Below are 23,283 nucleotides of genomic sequence, written 5' to 3' on the forward strand. Positions count from 1 at the left end.
TTTGACACGTCACATTACGGCATGCTAGCTTCTTGATATATTATGCGGACAACCGGGTTGGTAGAATTTACTCATTATATATCCTCAGCCGTCGAAGTGTCATCACCTCGCAATGGGAGATGCTCGATCCCCTCCCTCCCCGGAGCTATCAGTTGCGCTGGTTAGGGCTGGTCAATCGCCGGAGTCACAAACTCCGGCCTTCAGGCCAGGTTGGGTGATTAACATTTTCCCAACAAACCGCTCCCAAATGGCCACAAGTTTCGACCCCGCGCAAGACCGCGCGAGTGGCTGCTTCAAGAGGATTGCGATTTTTCGCCAACATTGCGGCAAAGCTTCCGGCCACAGCATCACCGGCTCCGGTGGTATCGATAATATTGCCGGGTGGGGAAGGAATCTGCAGCTTCTCATTCGCCTGCATCACAACAATTCCGGATGCTCCGCGTTTTAATAATACAGCAGAAGAACGAGGGGATCCTAAGGCCTTCCACTCTTCTTCATTGGCTAAGAGCCAATCGGCATATTCCAACATCACAGCGAGTTGAGGGGCAAGGCGAAGATGCGCGGCATCAAGCAGGATCGTCGCCTCCTGTTCGCGGGCCCATTTCATCCAAGCGGTCACCCGCTCCGCACCATCATTCCGGTCTAGCAGATATCCGGAGATGAGCAAAATACGCGGTTGTATGGGCGATGGGGGCCAAGCCAAAGGGCCTTTCCCGGGATCGGTTAACAAAGCCCGTTCCCCATCATTTCTGACCACGGCCACCACTTGCGTCAAGGGCTCTTCTTCAGTCAAAAGAGGCAGGGCAATCCCTTGTTGGAGTATCCAATTCCGTAAAAATTGGCTTCGATCATCGCACCCGATTTGGGTTATTAAGGCGGTCTTCGCGTTCTCTTTGTTCGCACTCACCGCCATGTTTAATCCCTGACCCCCGGGTCCTGCAAAAATCTGTGCGGGCATATCGTGGCCGAATCTCAACGGTTTGTTCGTGCGCACAACGGTATCCCATGCCGTATCGCCCAAAACGAGGACATCGATATCAGCCATGAAGTGCTCCAGCAACTTTTCCCGCTAGGGCTGCATTGGCTTTCAATAATGCAATATTAGCCCGTTGTAAATGATCTCCGGCCACACTATTCAAATAGTTCAACAAGAAGGGAGTAAGGAGCTTCCCCGAAATTCCCTGGGCGGCGGCATGTTCCAAGGCGTCACGCACAAGATTCTCCACCAAATCGGGATCGACTGGCAAAGGTCCAGGCTGCACTAGAAGTAAGGCTTGTGGCAATGCCAAATCTCGCATAGTGCGGACCATGGAGCCCACTTCGTGGACATCTTCGACAAAGTGGGGCAGCGCAAGGCCCGTAGAGGCCACATAAAATCCGGGGAAATCTCGAGTTTGGTAGCCAATCACGGGAATTCCCATAGACTCAAGAAATTCCATTGTTTTTGGTAAATCCAATATACTTTTGGCTCCCGAAGATACAATCACGATAGGGCAAGACGCCATCGCATAAAGATCGGCAGAAATATCCCATGTGTGACTAGCCCCGCGGTGCACACCACCAATGCCCCCCGTGGCAAAGACATCGATGCCCGCCTTTTGGGCGATATAGGCGGTTGCGGCCACCGTGGTGCCCCCATTTTTATGATGGATGATGGCCGGAGCTAAATCACGAATCGAGCACTTTTCCGCATCCACCAAGATTTCTTCCCATTCGGAGGGCTCCAATCCCACAACCACGTCCCCATGAAGAAGACCGATGACCGCGGGAACGGACCCAGACGAGCGCACCGCGTACGCCATATCCCGGACCGTTTCAACATTGGCCGGATAGGGCAGGCCATGGGTTAATACCGCGGTTTCCAATGCCACCACTGCTCTATTGTGTGCCAATGCCTCTTGAACCTCGGGATGAACCCTCATATGTTCCATCATGCCTCACCCCTATAAGGACTCATCTTGATAGGGAACACCGTCCGCTGCCGGCGGCGTCGTACGGCCAACAAATCCCCCTACGGCAATCACGGTTAATAAATAGGGTACCATGAGAACAATGTCCGACGGAATGAGTGTGCCTTGAAGTTGAATACTAGCAGCCGACAAAAACCCAAACATCAAAGCTGCCAATAATACGCCTTTGGGACGCCAATTACCAAAAATCATCGCCGCTAAAGCAATATAACCGCGGCCTGCCGTCATGTCGACATTAAAACTGTTTAACACCCCAATCGAGAGGTAGGCTCCTGCTATACCGGATAAAATGCCCGATAAAATAATCCCAGACAGCCGGTAACGAGTCACATTGAGCCCTGCGCTGCGCCCGGCCTGCGGTTTTTCTCCCATTGATCGCAAGCGAAGACCCCATGGTGTATAAAACAGCAGATATTGTGCCGCTAACAGGACAGGAATCAATAAAAACGCCAACACATTCTCTTGGGCCAAAGCTGGTCCGATTACAGGAATCCCACCGAGCCAGTGAATATCAATCGTTGGCAATGAGGGAGTATTGGTAGGTGTGCCATTATATCCATAAAAAGCATCTAAGAGGTAACCCGTAATGCCTAAGGCCAATAAATTTATGGCCATCCCGACGACAACTTGGTCCGCCTGCAACCGCAATGTAGCCCAACCGAATAACATAGCCATGACCACACTACTTAAAACCCCCATAGCCAAGCCAATCCAGGGGTTATGCCCAATATTAGCGAAGACTACCGAGACGAACGCTGCGGTCAACATCATTCCTTCCATACTAATGTTGATAACCCCACCCCGTTCCGAAAACATCCCGCCCAATGCCGCATAAATTAGGGGAACAGAGATCGTCACGGTCAATGTCCAGAGCTCCGGATTTGTAAAAAAACTCACAGTGTTCCTTCCTCCTCGACCATCACATGGGTTATTGATGGAACTGACTCTGCTGGTGGGTTGTCATCTTTCCGAAACCATCCCATTTTCTGTCCTATCCAGTCAAACAACCGATCAATGGCCACCATAAACACAATGGTGCCTTGAATCACATAAGCAATCTGGGCGGGAATATTGGCATTCATTTGCATGTAACCGGCGCCACTTTGCAATGCTGCAAACAAAAATGCAGAGGGAATAATCGCCCAGGGATTGTTACGGGCCAGTAAGGCTACAACAATGGCCGTATAACCATATTGATTGGCAAAAGAATCAAAGAGTTGATGCGATACCCCACTAATTTGTAACCCTCCCGCCAGTCCGGCAAACATTCCTGATAGCATCATGCTCATCATAGTGAGTCGGGGTACCGATATCCCAGCCAACCGGGCCGCTTTAGAATTTTGTCCGGTCATTTGAATTTCGAATCCCAAACGAGTCCGGAACAAAAGCCATGCGGCCACAATAATCCCGAGGAAGGCAAAAAACAATGCCGCCGAGAGTTCCGTTGTGGGCACCAAGATAGGAAGAGTGGCAGAAGCGGCAATGGGTGGCGATTCGGGAATACTGCCAGGCAGCATTAAGGGTCCCTTTTCAATAAGATAATGCCCAAATTCAATGGCGGCATAACTGAGCATCATTGTAGTAATAACTTCGTGGGCTCCCCGGTATGCTTTCAAAACACCCGGAATTAAAGCATAAAGTCCGCCAGCCGCCACAGCAGCCATAATCAAGGCCACAAGATGAAGACCCGGAACCCATCGCCCTCCCATCGCTCCTACCCACGCGGCAGCAATGGCTCCCATCCAATATTGACCCTCGGCGCCAATATTGAATAACCCTGCGCGAAATGCGATAGCAATGCCCAAGCCCATTAATGACAAGGGAACAAAAATCACTAGGGTGCTCGCGAGATTACTCAAATTTCCTACTGAACCGGCCCATAGTGCCGAGAGCACGGTCCACGCAGGATACCCCGTAACTTGGGCAATCAGAGCGCTAATCACAAGGCCCATGATTACCGTAAATAAAGGCTTCAGCCATGGACGCAAAATCATACGACTTCGGCTCATAAGAGAAGCTCCTTGGACTGTTGTCCAGCCATCCACAGCCCAAATTGTTGGCGATTAAACGCACGACGTTCAGCCTGTCCGGAAATTTGGCCACGGAAGAGAACGACAATGCGATTAGACAACCGGATTAATTCATCTAATTCCAATGAAATAAGCAGAATAGCGGTTCCGCCCGCTGCCAAGGCTATTAATTGCTGGTGAACATATTCGATAGCTCCCACATCGAGTCCGCGCGTTGGTTGGGAAATCACAAGGACATGCGGATTTCGACTGATTTCCCGCGCTAATAACAACTTTTGTTGATTGCCGCCGGATAATGCACGGCATGGCAGTTCAATATTTCCCGGACGGATATCAAACGCCTTGATAGCCGCCTCAGCATGCTCTTTGGCCACTTGGTGATCAATGCCCATGCCCCGTCGATAGGGATAGCGGTAATAGTCACGCAAAATAAAGTTCTCCCAAATCTTTAGATCAAGCACTAACCCTTCTTCTTGCCGGTCTGCTGGCACATAGCCAATGCCCGCTTCGAGCCGCTTTCTCACGGAAAATTTTTCGATCGTTGTTCCATTCAACACGACGTGACCGCCATCTGGCTCTCTTAAGCCCACGACACTTTCTGCTAATTCTTGCTGGCCATTGCCTTCGATACCGGCTACACCCAAAATTTCCCCTTTGTTGAGCCGAAGACTCATCGGACCCAAGGCATGGCTTGATCGTGTTGCACGAATCCATAGCCGTTCAAGGCGTAATACTTCGTCGCTTGTAGCTTTAACCGTGCGGCTCATGGTAAGATTCACATCCCGGCCAACCATCATCCGTGCCAAACTGTGTGCATCCGTGTCTTTGGTGAGAGTCTGCTCAACAACCCGCCCTCGGCGGATAACGAGAACCCGGTCTGAAATGGTTAACACTTCGTCCAACTTGTGACTGATAAACACCACGGACAATCCCATTTGGGCAAATTCGCGAATCGATTTAAATAATCCGAGCGTTTCTTGTGGCGTTAAAAGCGCTGTCGGTTCGTCGAGAATAAGAATTTTGGCGCCGCGGTAGAAAGCTTTCAAGATTTCTACCCGTTGTTGCTCGCCCACCGTTAAATTTTCCACGAGACTTCCGGGATTAATATGAAGCCCAAATTTGTCGGCCAGTTCGCGGACTTCGCGCTCAGCCCGTCGTTTATCCAATTGACCCCAAAGGGTTTTAGGTTCATGCCCTAAAATTAGGTTTTCGACTACACTCATCCGATTGATCAACATAAAATGTTGGTGGATCATCCCGATACCAGCGGCAATAGCTTCCTGGGGATCCCCTAACCGAAGGTTTTGGCCATCGACCCTTACCGTGCCTGTGTCCGGTCGCAGGAAGCCCGACACAATTTTCATCAGGGTTGATTTGCCCGCACCATTCTCCCCAAGGATGGCCAAAACTTCCCCGGATTCCACGGAAAAGGAAATGTGGTCATTAGCCATCAGGGATCCAAAATGTTTGGTCACGTCTTTCACATCAAGTTGGGCCATCATTCGTCCTCCTTAGTGCAGACCGCCGAAATCGGACAATTCTCAGGAGTCTACGGTATTGTGGTGGGAGGAATAATCTTTCCTGCGCGAATAGCTTTTTCCGACTGTAAAACTTGTTGCACAATACTTGCCGGAATAGCTGAAATTGGCGGGGCCATGCCAACCCCATTATTCGATAAACTGTAATATTGAACGCCCGCTTTTAACGTACCCTGCAAACCGTCTTTTATCGTGTCAAATGTGGCGACTTGAATGCCTTTTTCCGCACTGGTAATCACGGTGTTGGGAGCAAGATAATTTTGATTGGCATCGACTCCAATCGCATAAACATGAGCCTGTTTGGCTGCAGTAATCACCCCGAGTCCGGAGCCTCCGGCAACCTGAAAGATAATATCGGCATGCTGAGCAATTTCTGATTGCGCATAAGTTTGCCCGTTATTGGGATTGTTGAAGTCATTGGTATATTTCAAGATAATCTTGGCGGAAGGATCTACGGCATGAACCCCAGCATAAAATCCTGCGATATAGGTATTCACAGGAGGAATTGATTCACCGCCCACGACGCCCAGTGTATTATAGGAATTAATATGGGGCAGGGCGTGATCTTTTTGCACCAAACCGGCCAATTCCCCAACGAGATAACCACACTGCTGCGTTTCAAATAATGAGGAAGTAACATTGGGCCCTGGCACTTCATCATCAATAATCATAAATTTGGTATGCGGAAATTCTTTAGATACTTGCTGGACGGCTTGCGCCATTAAAAAGCCTACGGCGATGACCAAGTTGTAACCTTGCTTGGCATAGTTGGTCAGAAATGGCACATAATCCGATTCGGTTTCTGACTGTACCACTGAAGTTGTGACACCAAGTTGATTTTTCGCTTGCATCAAACCGAGATATGCCAGATGATTAAATCCATGATCATTCAGCCCACCCGTATCCGTAACCAATCCAACTTTATACTTGGCTTTTGCCGTTGTGCCACTAGGGGATGAGGCAGCGGACGATGCTCCACATGCAGCTAATAACCCTCCCGAAAATATCGCGGTCGTAATCAAGGCGAGTGCACTTGATTTTCTCATATTGTCCTCCTCAATTGGATTTGAAAGACTCGACAATCAGGGAATAGGAAGAAATGAATACCTCGAATATGATTTTCTGCTCTAGATATCGGCGGGTTATTTTTGGACGTAAAGAGAGCAGACATCAGATGTCATAGAACAACATTAATAGTAAAGAAAATTACCGGAGGGTGCAATCAGCGGACAAGTTTTTGTGCAGGTGACCTAAAGTCGATAGAAACTGACAAAAATAAGGAAACAGGATTTCTTTGTTACACGGCTTTGTTAAATGAAGATATAACATCCTCACCTGTTATTAATACGGTTAAATGGCTATAGCATTGAGTGCTGTGTTAATTTAGGCTATGGCAATACGATTTCGATCAAACCCATACCGAAGAGCTCCATAGGGACTGTCATCATCGCGCCCTAAATAATCGTCCCGTCTCATACGGTCTGACCTTTTGTACAAGGAACAGAGCCATGGAATAGTTGTTCGGTCCAATTCCCCGTCTTCACGACTAAAGATGCCATTCAATATACGCCCATGTTCTTTTTAAAACACACCACACCAGATCATGGATCGTCACCACAAGATGGCTTGGTTGATATGTGTCACCAGCAAAATTGTCGGTTGCAGGGTGACTGCAGCAATTTCCCGATTCTTAAATTTTAAGGCCCAAATCATTCTGGCAGCCACCCAGGTTGTAAATACAGAATGCTCACATCACATACGTTAATTAAGTAGCGACTTCACAGCCATATTTGTGACCCTGTGGACAGGACTATCCCATGACCTAAGTCATGGGAATATTGGTCTCAGGTCCCACAAACGGTGCGCGCATGCGGTCTTCATGGGCCTTCATGGTTTGGGCAGCTAATTCATACCCCGCATCGGCGTGTCGGATCACGCCGATGCCCGGATCATTAAAGAATACGCGCGATAAGCGACCGGCACTATCCTCACTCCCGTCTGCCACCACCACAGCGCCCGCATGCAACGCATAGCCAATCCCGGTGCCTCCTCCATGATGAAACGACACCCAATGGGCCCCCGAGGCGGTATTCAATAAGGCGTTAAGAATCGGCCAATCGGCAATCGCATCAGAACCGTCTCGCATAGCCTCTGTTTCCCGATAGGGCGAGGCCACAGAACCCGTATCATGATGGTCGCGGCCAAAGACGACGGGGGCTGACAGCACGCCTTGCGCCACCCACTCATTCACCTTTGTCGCGAACGCGTCCCGTTCCCCCAGCCCCATATAGGCGATACGCGCGGGAAGCCCTTGAAAGTGAATATATTTCTGAGCCAGCGTAAACCACCGGGTTAGCAGCGGATTATCGCCAAACATCTGAAGGGCTAAGGCGTCCAATTGATAAATTTCTTCCGGCTTTCCGGAAAGAACGGCCCAGCGAAACGGGCCCTTGCCCTGGTTAAACAAATCACGAATATACGCGGGAACATATCCGGGAATATCAAACGCATCGGTTACGCCCTGATCGAACGCTTCTCGTCGTATGTTATTACCATAATCAAACGTATGCGCTCCCGCTTTTTGAAGTTGCAGGAGGTTCCGAACATGATGCGCAATCGAACGTCGCGCTCGTTGTAAATAATCTCCAGGATCTTTTTGGCGCCAAGACACCGCCTCGTGTACGCTGAGTTCATCAGGAATATACCCGATCAGGGGATCATGCGCGGCCGTCTGGTCTGAGAGCACATCGGGAATAATCTTTTGCGTAATGAAATACTGTAATAGCTCATTGGCATGACAGTGAACACCAATCGATAAAGACTCGCCGGCCTGTTTTGCCGACAGAGCGCGGTTAACAGCGGTTTCGATACTGTCGTACGCCACATCAAGATATCCGGTATCGAGACGTTTCTGAATCCGGTTCTCATCCACTTCCGCGATTAACGCCACGCCATCCAACATTTTGGCGGCTAAGGGTTGAGCGCCGCCCATTCCGCCCAATCCGGCTGAGACATAAAGACGTCCTTTCAAGGTCCCATCAAAATGTTTACGGGCCAAAGCGGCTAATGTTTCAAAGGTGCCTTGAATGACGCCTTGACTGCCAATATAAATCCATGAACCCGCCGTCATTTGTCCAAACATGGTGAGCCCTTGTTTTTCCAATCGGTCAAACTCTTCCAAGGTCGCCCACTTTCCCACCAGGTTGGCATTCGCTATCAAAACGCGCGGGGCCTGGGGTTGGGTCTTGAATATTCCTACGGGCTTCCCCGATTGAATCAGTAAGGTTTCATCATTCTCCAAAGTCAATAAACTTTCCACAATCTTGTCATACGCTGGCCATGACCTTGCTGCCCGCCCGCGTCCTCCATAGACAATGCGCTCTGACGGATTTTCTCCGACGCGCGCATCAAGATTATTCATCAGCATGCGCAATGCCGCTTCCTGACCCCATCCTTTACAATGCCGTGTGGGCCCCGTTGGGGCTTGAATCCCCACATGCTGGAAAAAGTCCCTGTCCATCGATTTCGTCCTCCTTTAATTCACTGGTTGTCCAACAACTGAGCCGCTTGCCGTTACCCCCATCGCTGGGTGAGATCTTGAATTCTTCGAGTCAAATCCGTAAGATTTTCGCTTGGCAACTGGCCGTCACGTACCACAGGTTTACCCTGAATCACGACCTGGCGAATGGCTTCCGGCGTCATCGCATAGACGATATTGGCCAAAAGTGTTTCGGGATTCCACGGCAATAGCGACAGATGATGGAGATCGATGCCGACAAAATCGGCCCAGAAGCCTTCGGCAATTCGGCCCGCTGGTACCCCTAGCATCTCAGCCCCGGATTGTGTCCCCATATGCCAAACCTCACGGTGTGACACGCTGGTCGCATCGAGTGTGCCCACTTTTTGGAGCAGGGCAGCCATCCGCATTTCTTCAAAAATACTGGCCCGGTTATTGCTGCATCCCCCATCGGTGCCTAGCCCTATCCGGACCCCCGCTTCTCGCAGTCGCGGGAGCGGAGTAATCCCATCAGCTAAAAACATGTTGCTTGAGGGGCAATAAGCTAAATGGGATTGAGCCTCACCCAGCACATGAATATCATCGGAATTCACCCACGTCAGATGAATCGCTATCAGTTGATCCGTGATAATCCCCAGATCGGCCAAATGCTGCACCGGCGTTTTTCCGGTCCGGGAAAGAGTCTCGTTGACTTCAAACGGTTCCTCAGCAACATGGATATGATAGGGAGTGCCAAGACGCCGGGCTAAGTCTACTCCGGCTTGGATCATCGGATCCGACGCCCCGTGAACACTGTGGGGAGCAGGATGGATGAAAACAGCGGGATCCGGAGCACACCGTGCGGCTAATTCTTGTGTTCGATATACCGCGTCATCAGGGGTTTCACGGTACGCCTCCGGCGCCCCCTCCCAGTCATAAAAGGTCCGGGCCATGACCAGGCGGATACCAACATCCCGCGCGGCTTCAATGACCGCCCAATCATTCTCAAGGCCTTGATTGTGCACATAGAAGAAGTCGACAACCGTCGTAATGCCGTGTAAGACCATTTCGCTAAACGCCAATTTTGCTCCCCAATAAATAGCCTCCGCATTCAGATGAGGCGTAATCCGATATAACGCTATATCCCGCCACACCAAAAACGGCTGATCGACCGCTATTCCACGCAACAAATGTTGAAAGGAGTGGGTATGGGTGTTAATCGTGCCGGGCACTAAGGCCTGATCCGCCCAGTGAATGGATCGGGCCTGAGGAAAAAGACGCGCCATCTCGTCCCGGGGACCCACCCCGACAATGGTTCCCGCGTCCTCGTCAACCACGACGCCATAATGCGCCATAAACTGCTCATTCACCCACATCCACGCGGGTTCATAAACGCTCAGCATTCTTTCACATCCTTTGAGAACATCGTATAAGATGTTCCCGGAGCATTCAGATCCCACCGTATGATGACCCGGCGCACAACCTCGGCAGCCAGCACGATATCCTCCATTTCGGCGGATTCTTCAGGACAGTGGCTGTAGCCATTACTGCGCACGAAAAGCATGCCCGTCGGCACCCGTTTGGCCAGATGAGCCGCATCATGCCCCGCCCAACTGACGAGAGCGGGATGCGGCAGTCCCATCTCATCCATCACGGCATGGAGTAAGGCTTGCACGTCCTGATCCATGAAACTCGGCTCCTGTTCCAAGATCATGTGGCGGCGGATGGATAAGTGCAGGCGCTGGCTTAATGCCTGAAGCTGTGTCCACAGGCTATCTGTCAGTTCCGCCAAGATGTCGGGATCAGGAGAACGCCATTCCACAATAAATTCGACGTGCGAGGGGATAATGTTGATGGAATTGGGAAACACGCGGACATAGCCGACCGTGCCCACCGCACGGTCGGCAAATCGCTGGCTCAATTGTTGGAAGATCATCATGGCTTGGGCAAATCCTTGAACCGCATCACGACGGGATTCATAGGGTGTCGTGCCGGCATGGTTTTGTTCTCCGGTAAGGGTAATCATTTGCCGCGTGATCCCGGTAATGGTGGTCACCACTCCCAGAGGCCATCCCGCTTCATGAAGCCGGGGACCTTGTTCAATATGGGGTTCCAAAAAACCTTTTAACGGGCCGATTGCAAATGCTGAATCGTGAAGACCAGGAGCTCCCGCTTGATCCAACGCCTTCCGCACCGAATAACCCGTCTCATCGGTCACATCCAGTACCCGATCCCACGACAGGACACCAGTTAACAAGCGGCTCCCTAAGGTCGAAAGGCGAAAAGGATTGGGTTCTTCACCGGTTAAGGCCAAAACCGCGAGAGTGTTTCGCGGTCTGTATCCCTCTTCTTGTAATGTTTGGAGGGCTTCTAAGCCTAAAATGACCCCCAGTGCCCCATCATAACCGCCACCATTTCTCACCGTATCCAAGTGGGATCCCACGGCCATAATGTCTTGCGACGCTCCCGGCAAAAATGCCCATAGATTCCCAGCCGGATCGATTTGGGTCACAAATCCGGCCTGTTCCGCTTCCCGCAAAAACCATTGTCGTGCCGCCCGTTCCGCTGCACTGCCAAAGGGGCGGGTAATGCCTCCCGCATCATCTTGTCCGATCGCGGCAAGGGCATCAAACCGTCTTTGCAATCGAGACAACGCCAAGATATCCGGCATGGAGTCGTCACTCCTTATTTTTTGTGCTCGTCCGCGACCAGTAGACCTGCAAGCGTTGGTCCCGTTCTTCTAACTGTTCCAAACGCAAACGGACGCCAGGAAGTTCTTGGGCCACTTGACGGACAAGGTAATTAATCACAAACATGGGGGCCACATACGAATCAAATAGCGACGCCGTGGCCACCGGAACGACCAGAACCGGATCGGCAAAGGTCATGACGGGCGACATCCAGCGATCGGTTAACGCCGCCACCCTCACCCCATCGTGATGTGCCGCTTCAAGCCATTCCATCAACACTCGGGAATAGCGAGGAAACACCCACCCCACAATGACCGTGTCCTCGGAATCCCAGCCGGCACAGTTATCCCATAAAGGCGTGCCGGGTGTCGCCACTTCCACCCCATTGCGAATCTTGCCCAAACAATATGCAGCATAGGGAATTAACGTACTCGAAATGCGCGCCCCCGCCAAAATGACGCGGGATTTGGTCGCCACCAAATTCACCAACCGGTTCATGGGTTCACTGTCTAAAATTTCGGGGAGCGATTCCAAATTCGCCACCTCTTGCGCCAATAATGGATCCGCATCGTCAGGAATACTGGGACGGAGGTAGACGGTGCGTTCGGGAGCGCGCCATTCTTCCCGGACAAATTCTTGGAGGGCATGCACAAACTCACTGTATCCCCCAAAGCCCATGCTGTGGCAAAACCGCGTGATGGAGGCTTGGCTCACACCGACCGCTTTGGCTAAGTCACCTGAACTCATAAAGGACGCTTCCCGTAAATGCAGCGCTAAGTAATCGCCAATTTGCTGATGCGTGATCGACTCGCTTGATGCCAGTCGAATCCGGTCCATAAATCCTTCAATACTCTGTAGTGGCTTCATCGAATGCGTATCCTCATTCATAAACGAATAGTGTGTGAATCAGTTGTTCCACAAAATTTTAGCACAAAGAGAATATTTGAATAAGCTCATTCCGCCAATTTTTTGTATAAAAACCAATTTACCCAGAATCCTGCTAATTTGTCGTCTAATTGCGTCAGCCTTACAGTATATATTTGACATCTATCTTACATGATTCATTGTGCTGAACTCACAAATCATGAATAAAAATAATGAACATGTTCTAAACCCATTGACATCATCTCCTGTTTGTTTTTACTGTAAACGTGTAACACTCTATTCTCTTTGAAATATATTTAAATGACTTCATTCATCCTGTGTTGTCTTAACCTATCTGTTTCGTGATTCATGGTAGTCGTTGCCGGCCCCTGTGCTTATGCCCCAAATTTTCCAGTTCGTAAGATGGTCCCATTCAAGACGCCCTGACTTAGGCTGCCACCTACGCTTAGAGGAACATTTTTCAGTCGTTAAGGTAGTGATTGAAAATATGATAGGAGGAAACAAGATGAGCGAGTTATCTGCCGTCGAAAAGGCCATCGAGCGTCACAGTTATGACGTCATTCCTCTCACGGAACGACACGGGACGCCCAAATGGTTATTTTTCATGTGGTATGGGATTAACGCACAAATTTTTGTTGTAGCTACAGGGGCACTAGGTGTACTGATTGGCTTGAATTTTTGGGGTACGGTGTTGGCCATTGTTGTAGGGAATATTGTCGGTAGCATTTTTATGGCACTCCATTCCGCTCAAGGGCCCAAATTGGGCTTACCGCAGATGATTCAAAGCCGCGCTCAATTCGGTTTTTATGGATCACTGTGGCCACTATTTATTGTGTGGGCCATGTATGTCATTTTTGCAGCCACTAATATTGTGATGGCCGGACAAGCTTTTCAAGCTGTCTACCATGGTTCTGTCAATTCCTGGGCGGCCATCTTGACCATCCCCATGATTCTCATCGCGATTTTTGGCTATGACTGGATCCATTATGGATTTCGCTATGCAACCTGGCTTTATTCCATCGTCTTTATTGTGCTCACGGTCATGTTGCTTGTTCACGGTTTACCCGCTCATGATCTCGCCCATGGGAAATTTACTTGGGGCAACTTTTTCTTAGCGTTATCTATTTATGCAACCTGGCAAATTTCTTATGCGCCCTATGTATCGGATTACTCCCGGTACTTGAGCCCGAATCTTGCCACTCATACGTTCTGGGCAACATTTTGGGGTACCAACATCGGGTCTATCTGGCTTATGATTTTAGGAGCCGCCTTAGCCGCTCTCAATCCCGCCGCTCAGACTCTTTCTGCTATTCAGGGATTAGGTGGTCACAGTTGGGGAACGATTATCGCCCTATTACTCGGGATAGGTCAACTCATCCCCGGAGCCGTCAATATTTATGGCGGAGCCATTGTGACGCTTTCCGCAGGTAGTAATATTCGTCCGTTTGAATCCACTCGCATATTGCGAAGTGTCGTGGCTCTCGTGATAGGAATATTATCGGCACTTATGGCAATTGCTGGTTCCGGGCATTTCATGACCAATGTTGAAAATTTTCTACTCTTCCTGATGTACTTCTTGATCCCATGGACCGCCATCAATCTCACCGACTTCTATTGGATCCACCATGGTAACTATAAAATCTCCGATTTATTCACGTCTAAGGGCGTCTATGGACGGTGGGGATGGCCCGCACTGATTGTGTACACCGTGACCTTTCTCGTCGAAGTTCCATTTATGAACACGACCGTCTACCAGGGGCCTATTTCCAAAGCTTTAGGCGGAGCCGACATTTCATGGATTGTCGGCCTCATTGTTGCGGTGCCCCTGTACTACTGGGCAGACCGTAAATGGGGTAAAAAAGATGCGATTAGTTCCGTGTTAACAGACAGAGAACCCCAAATCGTAGAATAGCTCTGAACAAACCATCACAGTTATTAAAATTTTACAATCCCAATAAAGAAAGAAGGGAACGGGATTATCCCGGATTTGTGTGATAACCATCAGATATTGGGATAGACTTACAGATTCAGAACGCCAGAATCTTCTCATACGTGGAGAAATGCATTATCCCGATATTCAAGCCACCGTGGAAAACATTCTCCAAGAGGTTAAAGTGTATGGTGATGATGCGTTATGGCGTTTAGAAAAAGAACTTGACCAGGCGGATCTCCGGGCATGTGGCCTGAAAGTCACCGAAGCTGAATTCATCAACGCGGAACAGCAATTACCCGAGCATCTCAAAGCGGCAATAGACCATAGTATTGCCAATATCAAACGGTTTCATCTCAAGCAGGTTCCCCCATTGTCATGGTCAACGGAAATCCTTCCTGGAGTCCACGTGGGAGAAATCACGAAGCCCATTGCCTCAATTGGACTCTATGTTCCCCGCGGAAAGGGCTCTTTTCCCTCGGTTATGGCAATGCTCGGCGTGCCAGCGGTCCTTGCCGGAGTTCCTCAAATTATTGTGGCTTCCCCTCCGGGTCCTCAAGGGACAATTGACCCCGCTGTACTCTATGTGGCAAGCCAATTGGGCATTTCCCACGTCTTTCGTATAGGCGGCGCACAAGCTATCGCAGCTATGGCGTATGGGACAATGTCCGTGCCTAAGGTAGCTAAAATTTTGGGACCCGGCAGTGCCTTCGTTGCCGTCGCCAAACAACAACTGGCTGGTTTTATAGATATTGGTTTGCAGTCAGGACCCAGCGAGGCTCTCATCATAGCCGATGACCATGCCAATGCCAAATGGGTCGCCCTGGACTGGATGAATGAAGCTGAACATGGACCCGACTCCACCGTATTTCTTGTCACGCCATCTGCCACGTTAGCCCAACAAGTAGCCCGTTTTGTTGAGGAATATTATGAACGATTGCCCGAGCCCCGCCGTCAATTTGTCGAGCAGGTTGCACAAAAGGGAGGAATTCTCATCACCCCAAATCTCTCCATAGCGTTAGACTTTGTTAACGATTTCGCCGCCGAACACCTGGTGCTTCATGTCGCCGACCCTGATGGCGTTGTGCCCCACATTCATCATGCCGGAGAAATTCTTATTGGACCCTTTACACCCATTGCGGCAGGCAACTTTATGGTAGGACCTAATGCCGTCTTGCCCACAGCAGGATTTGCTCGCAGTATGTCTGCTCTTAGCATTCGTGATTTCTTACATGTCACATCGGTTCTAAGGCTTTCGAAAAATGCCCTTATCGAGATGGCTTCCGATATTGTCACGATAGCCGAATATGAAGGATTTACGGCTCACGCTCTCTCAGTCACCGGTCGAGACTTAGCGGTGAGCGGAGCAACACATACAAGTCATCCCGAACAAGAACTAGGAATATTTTGGCACGAAATCACTAAGGACCGGATCCATGTCAAGAGACGAACACGGGAATCAATTATTGAACTGCAACTATCCCGGGGACCTCGTGATGAGGCGTTAAAAGAACATGTGCGAACCGGACTGCAATTCCTTAATCATATGCTTGAAACGATTGCCTGGCGAGGACAGTTTAATCTGGCGGTAACATATCACGCTCAAGAGGCCAAGGAATATCACTTGATGCATGTCATTGCCGAGGATGTCGGTCTTACGTTAGGTCTTGCCTTCCACCGTATGGCTCAAGAACATTTATTTTATGGCATTGAAGGCTCAGGGTTTGCCGTGGGCGTCATCGACGAAGCCGAGTCTTTTGTGGCTATCAGTCTTGAAGGACGCCCCTTCTTGCAATGCGAGTACGATCCTTCCGTTCGTCAGCTCGAACACGTAGAAGATATGCTGACCACGGATTTGGAGAATGTCTTGTCCGGCTTCGCTCAAGGGGCTCTGGCTACACTTCATGTCATGGTCCGCCGGGGACACGATCCCCACCACCTGTGGGAATCGGTTTTCCGTGCGCTCGGTGAAGCCATGAATGCCTGCTTACGGCCCAATGCGTTCAGGCAAGGAACGACACCGGGAGTCAAGGGAATTTAACGAGAGCCCACTGGTCATTGGTTATCCAAAGCTGCTTCCACCTTATGGTATAAATTCAGCGCCATGAAATCATTGACGAGTTCTTGATGTCACAAACGATGATAGAAACTAAAGGACTCCCATCAAGTCTAGCATAGGAGAGAGAATACTCCATGAATGACGCGATAGCCGAGATTATGTCTTTAAAAAATCACATAGCTCTCGTGACAGGAGGAAGTCAAGGCATTGGAGAGAAAACAGCTAAAATATTAGCAGAATCCGGAGCCGAGGTCGTCATTTGTTCGCGTTCAGAAGATCGTTTGAAAGCAGCGCAAAAACGTCTAGCAGCTCAAGGTCAGCACGTCCACACAGTTTTGTGTGATATCAAGAATCCCGGAAGTATTGCCCTTATGGTACAAGAGATCGAAGAACATATCGGTCCCATCAGTATTTTGGTGAACAACGCGGGCGTTGATATCCCTATGGCTGCTCTCGACGTGACAGAAGAAACGTGGACGACCATCATGGACACCAACGTCAAGGGAGTTTTCTTCTGTGCCCAGCAGGTAGCCCGCTTCATGATTCCCCGCAATCAGGGCGTCATTATCAATTTGGCATCTGAATTGAGCTTTGTAGGGATGGTTCCCTATGCGGTCTATGCCATTAGCAAAGGCGCTGTTGTCCAATTAACCAAAACATTGGCACTAGAATGGGCTCCTCATCACATCCGTGTCAATGCCATAGCCCCAACTTTAGTCGAGACGCCCATGCTTGATGCGCTTTTTAGTCATCCCGAGCACGCAATGAGGCAGTGGATTAACATGATCCCGTTAGGACGTTTAGGCACACCCACTGACGTGGCGCACGCCATCGCATTTTTAGCGTCAGACGCGGCATCTTTTATTACCGGGACCATACTTCCGGTTGATGGCGGGCGATTGTGCCACTAATCTTCGCCCAACCACAGCAGCAATGACGACTGTAACGTCCACAGGAAGGAGACCTGACATTGGTTCTCACCGAAGAAGAAATCGCCATGCTTGAGGGAAAGTACGGGGAAGGAACCGCTTTAGCCATGCGGATACAAGTCGGCATTGGAGAAGCGTTTGACGCCCAACGCCTGGTACCCATTTCCCGAGCACATGTCGCATTAAGTAACCAAGAAGCCGATTTGTGGTTTGTCGAAAAGCTTCTCCATCTCGGAGCCGCATGCCGCGTTTCTCCAACCGTCAATCCCGGATTTGATCTGTCCTATTTTTCCACTGTGGCCACGGTGAAATCCCAGGATTTAGAGCAAATGGCGCGAACAGCTCAAGCTTATCGGGATATCGGAGCCATTTTAAATTACAGCTGTACGCCTTATTTGTTTGACAATATTCCCCGTCTTCATGAAATCATCGCGTTTTCGGAAAGCAGTGCCACCCCCTACGTAAATGCAGTCTATGGAGCCAGGACTAACCGTGAATCAGCTCAAAGTGCCTTGTGTGCTGCCATTACAGGACGTGTTCCGGAATACGGATTATTATTAGACGAAGCCCGATATGGAACGGTCTTGGTACAAATCGAAGCGCGGTTGCAGTCTGATTTCGACTACCAACTCCTTGGCTATGCTATTCCTAAAAAGATTCATGGTGAAGTTCCCGTCTTTATGGGCATTCCCAAAGACGTTACACCCGAATCCCTGATGAATCTTGGGGCCGAACTTAATACCGCTGGAGCTGTACCCATGTATCACATTTTGGGCGTGACTCCCGAAGCCCAAAGTCTGGAACAAGCTACCGGATACCGAAAGAATCTGAATACGGTCGTCATTACCAATCAGGATTTAGAACGGGTCCATGACCAGATTTCCAAGAAACCAGGACCTATTGAGTTTGTGATGCTCGGTTGTCCTCATCTCACGCTCAGGCAAATTCAAAATATTGCCCAGTTAATTCATGGACACAAACTCCGTACCGAATTATGGATCAACACATCCGCCCATACACGTCTTTTGGCCGAACGTCTCGGTATTGCTCAAATTATTGAGGATGCGGGTGGCCACATTCTCCAAGACTCCTGCGTCGACCAGCCCATTTGGGCTCATCTCGCCGGGAAAATCGGCGCCACCGACTCGCCCAAATGCGCTTATTATACGGCCAGACGGTCGATGGATTTTGTTATTCGCAGTATCGAAGAGTGTGTGGCTGCGGCAATAAAGGGGGAAATTTGATGGTAAACGCAGTGAACAATTCAAAAGAGTTTTCTTGCCACAAAATTTCTGGTGGGAGAGCCGAGGCTCCTTGCATTATTTCTCCCGATGATATCTGTTTTTACCTCTGCGATCCCAAAACAGGCATCGTCTTAGAAGAAGGTCATGCCTTGAAAGGCCGCAGTCTCGCTGACAAAATCGTCATTTTCCCCAGTGGCAAGGGTAGCTCAGTGGTTCAAACCGACGGACTCTTCCAGTTAGCGATGAATGGGAATGCTCCCAAAGCTATTATCGTGCAATACCCCGACACAGTACTTGTGGCCAGTTGTATTATTCTAGATATTCCGATGGTCGACCGCGTCGATCCCGCCTTTTACCACTGGATCGAGTCAGGCGTAACACTCCACCTCGATGCCGATAGGGAAAGAATCCGCGTGATGGCGCCTTGAATTCTGTGACATCATCTATTTCGGCAGAACAAAAAAGCAAGATTATGCAAGCGCTCTTGCCCATCGTCGGCCAAGATGCTCTCATCGCTCAGTCAGATGCCCTAACTTCCTACCGGTATGATGCGACGGGACAGGCGGGACATCCGGACTTGGTAGTGTTGCCCTCCTCAACTAGCGCCTTAAGGCAGGTTCTCAAAATCCTCGAATCTTTTTCATCCCTTCCTATCATCGTTCGCGGTTCGGGAACGAACTTGTGCGGTGGCACGGTCCCCAAAACCGGTGGTGTTGTCATTGCCCTGACCCGCCTTCAGAGTTGGCTCTATCACGATCTTAGAAACCGCTATATTGTCGTGGAATCCGGTCTCTTAACCGCATCAGTGAACCACCGCCTAAATCCTTTAGGCTATCATTATGGACCAGATCCCGGCAGTTATCATATCTCCACAATTGGCGGCAACGTAGCCGAAAATGCCGGAGGCATTCATGGCGTCTCCTATGGCGTGACCACCCAACATGTGTTGCAAATGCATATCTATATCGGCAATAAGGGCCTCTTGACGCCCACTATTCACGACTTCCGAACCACGCTTGATATCACTGGATTACTGGTTGGCTCCGAAGGCACATTAGCTATAGTCGATACAGTTATTTTAAATATTTTGCCGCAATGGCCTCATATAGCGACGATGCTTATCATATTTTCAACCCTACCTGAGGCCGTGGATACAGCTTTGGGTGTTTTAGCTGCTGCTGTTTCTGTAAGCGCTTTAGAACTTATGGACGAGGCTTCCCTTAAGGTGATTCAACCTCTCATGAAAGACATGGATTTTGGGAAGGCTCAGGCCGCATTGCTCATCGACATCCACTCGTCGCCGGCACGCTTATTTCAAGAGTCGATGTACCTCAAAGAAATTACTAAGAAGTATGGGGCTCTAAAGGTTCTCCTCGCTGAAACAGCGACCGAATCACGTTCATGGTGGGAAGGACGGCGGGCGCAATATGGTGCGGCGGCGCGTCTGGCTCCTCGACTATGGGTACAAGATGTAGCCGTACCTCTGTCCCAACTCAAATCATTGTTCCGACGTATTGAGGAGATTCAATCATCTTATGCCATGCCCATCATTACCGTCGCTCATGCAGGCGATGGGAACCTTCATCCGGACATTCCCTACGATCCGACATCCGCCACAGAAGTCAGTCGTGCTCACGCGATGGTCGACGCTATTCTCCAAGAAGCCGTCGCTTTAGGCGGAACCATATCCGGTGAACATGGCATAGGCCATGACAAACTTCCCTATTTAGGGCTTATGTATGGAGATGAGGAGCAACATGTTTTTGCCGCCATTAAACAGTGTTTTGATCCAGACTGGCGTTTAAATCCTGGTATTGCCGTGTACAGAACGGCCCTGAAAGACCTTCAATATCCACTAATCAGTTCTCCCACTTCTTCGATATCGCAAAAGTCCTCTAGTTTGTGGCAGCCCGGTAATCTTAACGAACTTCAAGAGATGATATATACAGCATCTCGTTCACATCTCACGCTGACAGTTCAAGGTGCCGGACACTGGCAAAATATCTTGCAGTGTGAAGACACCAGGATGATTCAACCCATATCTTTGTGCGCTTTTAGTTCCATCCATGAATTGGACCCGGAGAGTTTATCCATCACGGTGGGTGCTGGAATACCCAATGCTGAATTAACCGACTTTCTCGCATCTTATCATCTTCAGCATGCGCTAGTCAGCGGCCATCCTCAAGGTACTACCGGGGGTCTAGTCAGCCGCAATAATAGGTCATGGCACCATAGCTATCAATTTGGATGGCGCGACACCCTTTTGGCGATATCGGTTATCGACGGACAAGGGCGTCATCTCAAATTCGGCAGCAAAGCTATCAAGGACGTAGCCGGATACGACGTCAAAAAATTGTTTATCGGTTCTTGGGGAGCGTTAGGAATCATCACCTCATTAACATTCAAACTTGAGACGATACCAAAAACCTTGTTATGGGGCACCTTTCGGGCAAAAACCCTTCAACAATTGCTAAACATCGCAATCGATTTGGGTTCTCATGCGTACCGGCCTGAAGCTATATTCATAAAACGCTGGTCCTTTACGGATCCCGAACTGGTGATTCGAATCTTAGGCCCTCACTGTCCTGAAATGAGGAGGCTGGCAGAACAATTGGCCCTGTCCTATCAAGCCGATCTGACGTGGCAACAATCGGAGTTCCAGGACGACCTTGATATACAGCGAGAGAACAATATTCGTAATGCATGGCAACAACATGGCTATTGCTATGAAGGTGGGGTCTGGCCCACCGATCTGCTCAACCTCATTCCTGTAATAGGCGACCGTTTGTTCACTTTGTTTCCTGTCTCAGGAGCTTATGAAATTTATGGCCAACTTCCCTTTTCTCGGGTGCTGCCAGGTCTTCACCGGGTGTGGCATCCCAACAATCATTGGAGTCTAACCTATCCCACCTGGCACCCTTATGTCCAGGGTCTCAAAGAAATCTTTGATCCCAAACAAATCTTTGCTGTCCCGTGGACTGTAAGCCTATAGAATCTGGCACAATATTGTAGATACTCTGAATGCAACAGGAGCTGAATGATCATGTATTATCTCATTATTCACGGAACTGTTTATCCGGTGACCACTCCCCGTGCGCCCCGGCGCGGAGGAGAACTAGGCTCTCAGTCTATTGTGGCTGATGGGGCCATCGTGATTAAAGACGGCCTTATACAGGCGCTCGGGCCCACCGAGGATATTCTCCAGGCTTATCGGTCCCCAGACCAGATTTTTGATGCCCAAGGCCGTATTGTCATCCCCGGTTTTGTAGACTGTCACACCCATTTACCCTTTGCGGGTTGGCGGGCCGATGAATACCGTAGTCGTCTCTTAGGCCAATCCTATCAAAATCTCGGACGTGGTGAAGGAGGCATTGCCCGGTCTAGTCGCCAATTAAATATCCAGAGCGATGAGCAGGTACTCACCTTTACGGAATCGTTGACACGGGAGATGTTATCGACCGGTACGACTGCATTTGAAATGAAGAGTGGATATGGACTCAGCGTCCAAGGGGAACTTCGCCAGCTCGCTCTTATTCAGCGTTTAAAGTCCCGCCTCGATCAGCGTATCACAGCCACCGGCTTGTTCCTTCACGCGCTCCCTCAAGAATACACCGCAGACAACTGGGTCGATGTCGTCATTGATGAGCTTCTTCCTGCCGCTCATGAAAGACAACTGGTTGACGCTGTCGACGTGTTTATCGAGTCGACAGCTTTTACGCCTGAACAGGCTCAGAGATTTTTACACGCCGCGCAACGTCTCAATTTGATTCTTCGGGTGCATAGTGACCAATTTTCTCACATGGGAGGAACCGCGTTGGCTCTCGCGCTTGGTGCCCGGGGCATTGATCATTTGGATCATCTGACGTCAGAAGATGTTGCGGCATTTGGTGATTCGCGGTCAGTTGCCGTGCTCTTACCTGCTGCTACGTATAGCATGAATCATCAGCCCTTTCCTCCAGCACGGGACTTAATCGAACACAACGCAGCCATTGCTATCGCCTCTGATTTTAATCCTGGGACAGCGCCGATTTCTCACATGCCCCTCATTATATCGTTAGCAGTCCATCTTTTTGGTCTCACACCGGAAGAAGCCTTAAGCGCAACCACTATAAATCCGGCCTATGTGTTAGGGATAGAACAAGAAGTCGGTTCAATAGAAGTGGGAAAACGTGCCGATCTTCTCATTTTAGACACTGATCAACTAGAAAGCATTCCATACAGAGCCGGACATAATCCAATTTATCAGGGTTTTGTAAAAGGAAAACAAATTCGGTAATACATTGTAAAATCTAATTCCAAAAATCTCGCTTTGTTATCAAAATATTTGCTACTGAATGTTTTTGAATTTAACAAGTCGGTCCCATGGTAACACTAGGTTAACTCCCCTAATTGTAAACAACTCATTGATGACTGGACCTAGAGCATCTCGGAACACCATATTATCAGAAAAGCCCAAAAGGATAGGGAATGTGTCTGGCTTATTATATCCCGTTTTACGACTCATTTACTGCG

17 protein-coding genes are annotated in these 23,283 nt (G+C 49.6%); 7 read left to right on the plus strand and 10 right to left on the minus strand.

Translation table 11 applies throughout. The annotated features are described in order from the left end of the window. Positions 1-184 precede the first annotated feature (184 nt). The 10 genes from AOA63_RS09325 to AOA63_RS09370 all read right to left on the minus strand — a co-directional run bounded on the left by AOA63_RS09325 (position 185) and on the right by AOA63_RS09370 (position 12,591). A complete protein-coding gene (locus AOA63_RS09325) occupies positions 185-1,045 on the minus strand; it encodes a carbohydrate kinase family protein (RefSeq protein ID WP_053959443.1) in 861 nt (286 codons plus the stop codon). Then, positions 1,038-1,934 (minus strand): pseudouridine-5'-phosphate glycosidase, encoded by an 897-nt coding sequence (locus AOA63_RS09330; protein ID WP_053959444.1) that lies wholly within the window; start codon positions 1,932-1,934, stop codon positions 1,038-1,040. The genes AOA63_RS09325 and AOA63_RS09330 overlap by 8 nt, the downstream gene beginning before the upstream one ends. Before the next feature lie 9 nt (positions 1,935-1,943). After that, positions 1,944-2,867, minus strand: coding sequence for an ABC transporter permease (locus AOA63_RS09335; protein ID WP_053959445.1), 924 nt, complete (start codon positions 2,865-2,867; stop codon positions 1,944-1,946). After that, positions 2,864-3,979: an ABC transporter permease gene (locus tag AOA63_RS09340; protein WP_053959446.1), complete on the minus strand. Its 1,116-nt coding sequence runs from the start codon at positions 3,977-3,979 to the stop codon at positions 2,864-2,866. Before AOA63_RS09340 ends, AOA63_RS09335 begins: the two co-directional genes overlap by 4 nt. Beyond that, on the minus strand, positions 3,976-5,502 hold the full coding sequence (locus AOA63_RS09345) for an ABC transporter ATP-binding protein (protein WP_242848307.1): 1,527 nt from the start codon (positions 5,500-5,502) through the stop codon (positions 3,976-3,978). The genes AOA63_RS09340 and AOA63_RS09345 overlap by 4 nt, the downstream gene beginning before the upstream one ends. A gap of 47 nt (positions 5,503-5,549) precedes the next feature. Next, the gene (locus AOA63_RS09350) at positions 5,550-6,584 is read right to left on the minus strand and encodes a BMP family lipoprotein (protein WP_053959448.1); all 1,035 of its coding nucleotides are present in this window, start codon (positions 6,582-6,584) and stop codon (positions 5,550-5,552) included. Positions 6,585-7,360: 776 nt separating this feature from the next. Further along, a complete protein-coding gene (gene hutU / locus AOA63_RS09355; RefSeq protein WP_053959449.1) occupies positions 7,361-9,058 on the minus strand; it encodes a urocanate hydratase in 1,698 nt (565 codons plus the stop codon). Positions 9,059-9,111: 53 nt separating this feature from the next. Then, positions 9,112-10,437 carry an amidohydrolase family protein gene (locus AOA63_RS09360; protein ID WP_053959450.1) on the minus strand — a complete coding sequence of 442 codons (1,326 nt, stop codon included), beginning with the start codon at positions 10,435-10,437 and terminating at the stop codon, positions 9,112-9,114. Beyond that, a complete protein-coding gene (locus tag AOA63_RS09365; RefSeq protein ID WP_082343867.1) occupies positions 10,431-11,705 on the minus strand; it encodes a Zn-dependent hydrolase in 1,275 nt (424 codons plus the stop codon). The genes AOA63_RS09360 and AOA63_RS09365 overlap by 7 nt, the downstream gene beginning before the upstream one ends. Positions 11,706-11,712: 7 nt before the next feature. After that, positions 11,713-12,591: a MurR/RpiR family transcriptional regulator gene (locus AOA63_RS09370; protein ID WP_053959451.1), complete on the minus strand. Its 879-nt coding sequence runs from the start codon at positions 12,589-12,591 to the stop codon at positions 11,713-11,715. Between the two features lie 523 nt (positions 12,592-13,114). Here AOA63_RS09370 and AOA63_RS09375 point away from each other — a divergent pair. From AOA63_RS09375 to hutI, 7 genes are all read left to right on the plus strand, one after another. Next, the gene (locus tag AOA63_RS09375) at positions 13,115-14,521 is read left to right on the plus strand and encodes a purine-cytosine permease family protein (protein WP_053959452.1); all 1,407 of its coding nucleotides are present in this window, start codon (positions 13,115-13,117) and stop codon (positions 14,519-14,521) included. Between the two features lie 79 nt (positions 14,522-14,600). After that, positions 14,601-16,580, plus strand: a complete 1,980-nt coding sequence (gene hisD, locus AOA63_RS09380) for a histidinol dehydrogenase (protein WP_139061547.1) — start codon at positions 14,601-14,603, stop codon at positions 16,578-16,580. Between the two features lie 152 nt (positions 16,581-16,732). Continuing rightward, entirely contained in the window at positions 16,733-17,509 is a 777-nt protein-coding gene (locus AOA63_RS09385; RefSeq protein ID WP_053959454.1) for an SDR family NAD(P)-dependent oxidoreductase, read from the plus strand. A gap of 59 nt (positions 17,510-17,568) precedes the next feature. Beyond that, complete coding sequence (locus tag AOA63_RS09390) at positions 17,569-18,771, plus strand: aconitase X catalytic domain-containing protein (protein ID WP_053959455.1); 1,203 nt, start codon at positions 17,569-17,571, stop codon at positions 18,769-18,771. Next, complete coding sequence (locus AOA63_RS09395) at positions 18,771-19,199, plus strand: aconitase X swivel domain-containing protein (RefSeq protein ID WP_053959456.1); 429 nt, start codon at positions 18,771-18,773, stop codon at positions 19,197-19,199. The genes AOA63_RS09390 and AOA63_RS09395 overlap by 1 nt, the downstream gene beginning before the upstream one ends. A 5-nt stretch (positions 19,200-19,204) precedes the next feature. Next, positions 19,205-21,763 (plus strand): FAD-binding oxidoreductase, encoded by a 2,559-nt coding sequence (locus AOA63_RS09400; protein ID WP_139061548.1) that lies wholly within the window; start codon positions 19,205-19,207, stop codon positions 21,761-21,763. A 51-nt stretch (positions 21,764-21,814) separates the two neighbouring features. Beyond that, a complete protein-coding gene (hutI, locus tag AOA63_RS09405) occupies positions 21,815-23,047 on the plus strand; it encodes an imidazolonepropionase (RefSeq protein ID WP_053959458.1) in 1,233 nt (410 codons plus the stop codon). The last annotated feature ends 236 nt before the right edge of the window (positions 23,048-23,283 follow it).

This window comes from Sulfobacillus thermosulfidooxidans (assembly GCF_001280565.1).
GTDB classification, from domain to species: Bacteria; Bacillota; Sulfobacillia; order Sulfobacillales; family Sulfobacillaceae; genus Sulfobacillus; species Sulfobacillus thermosulfidooxidans_A.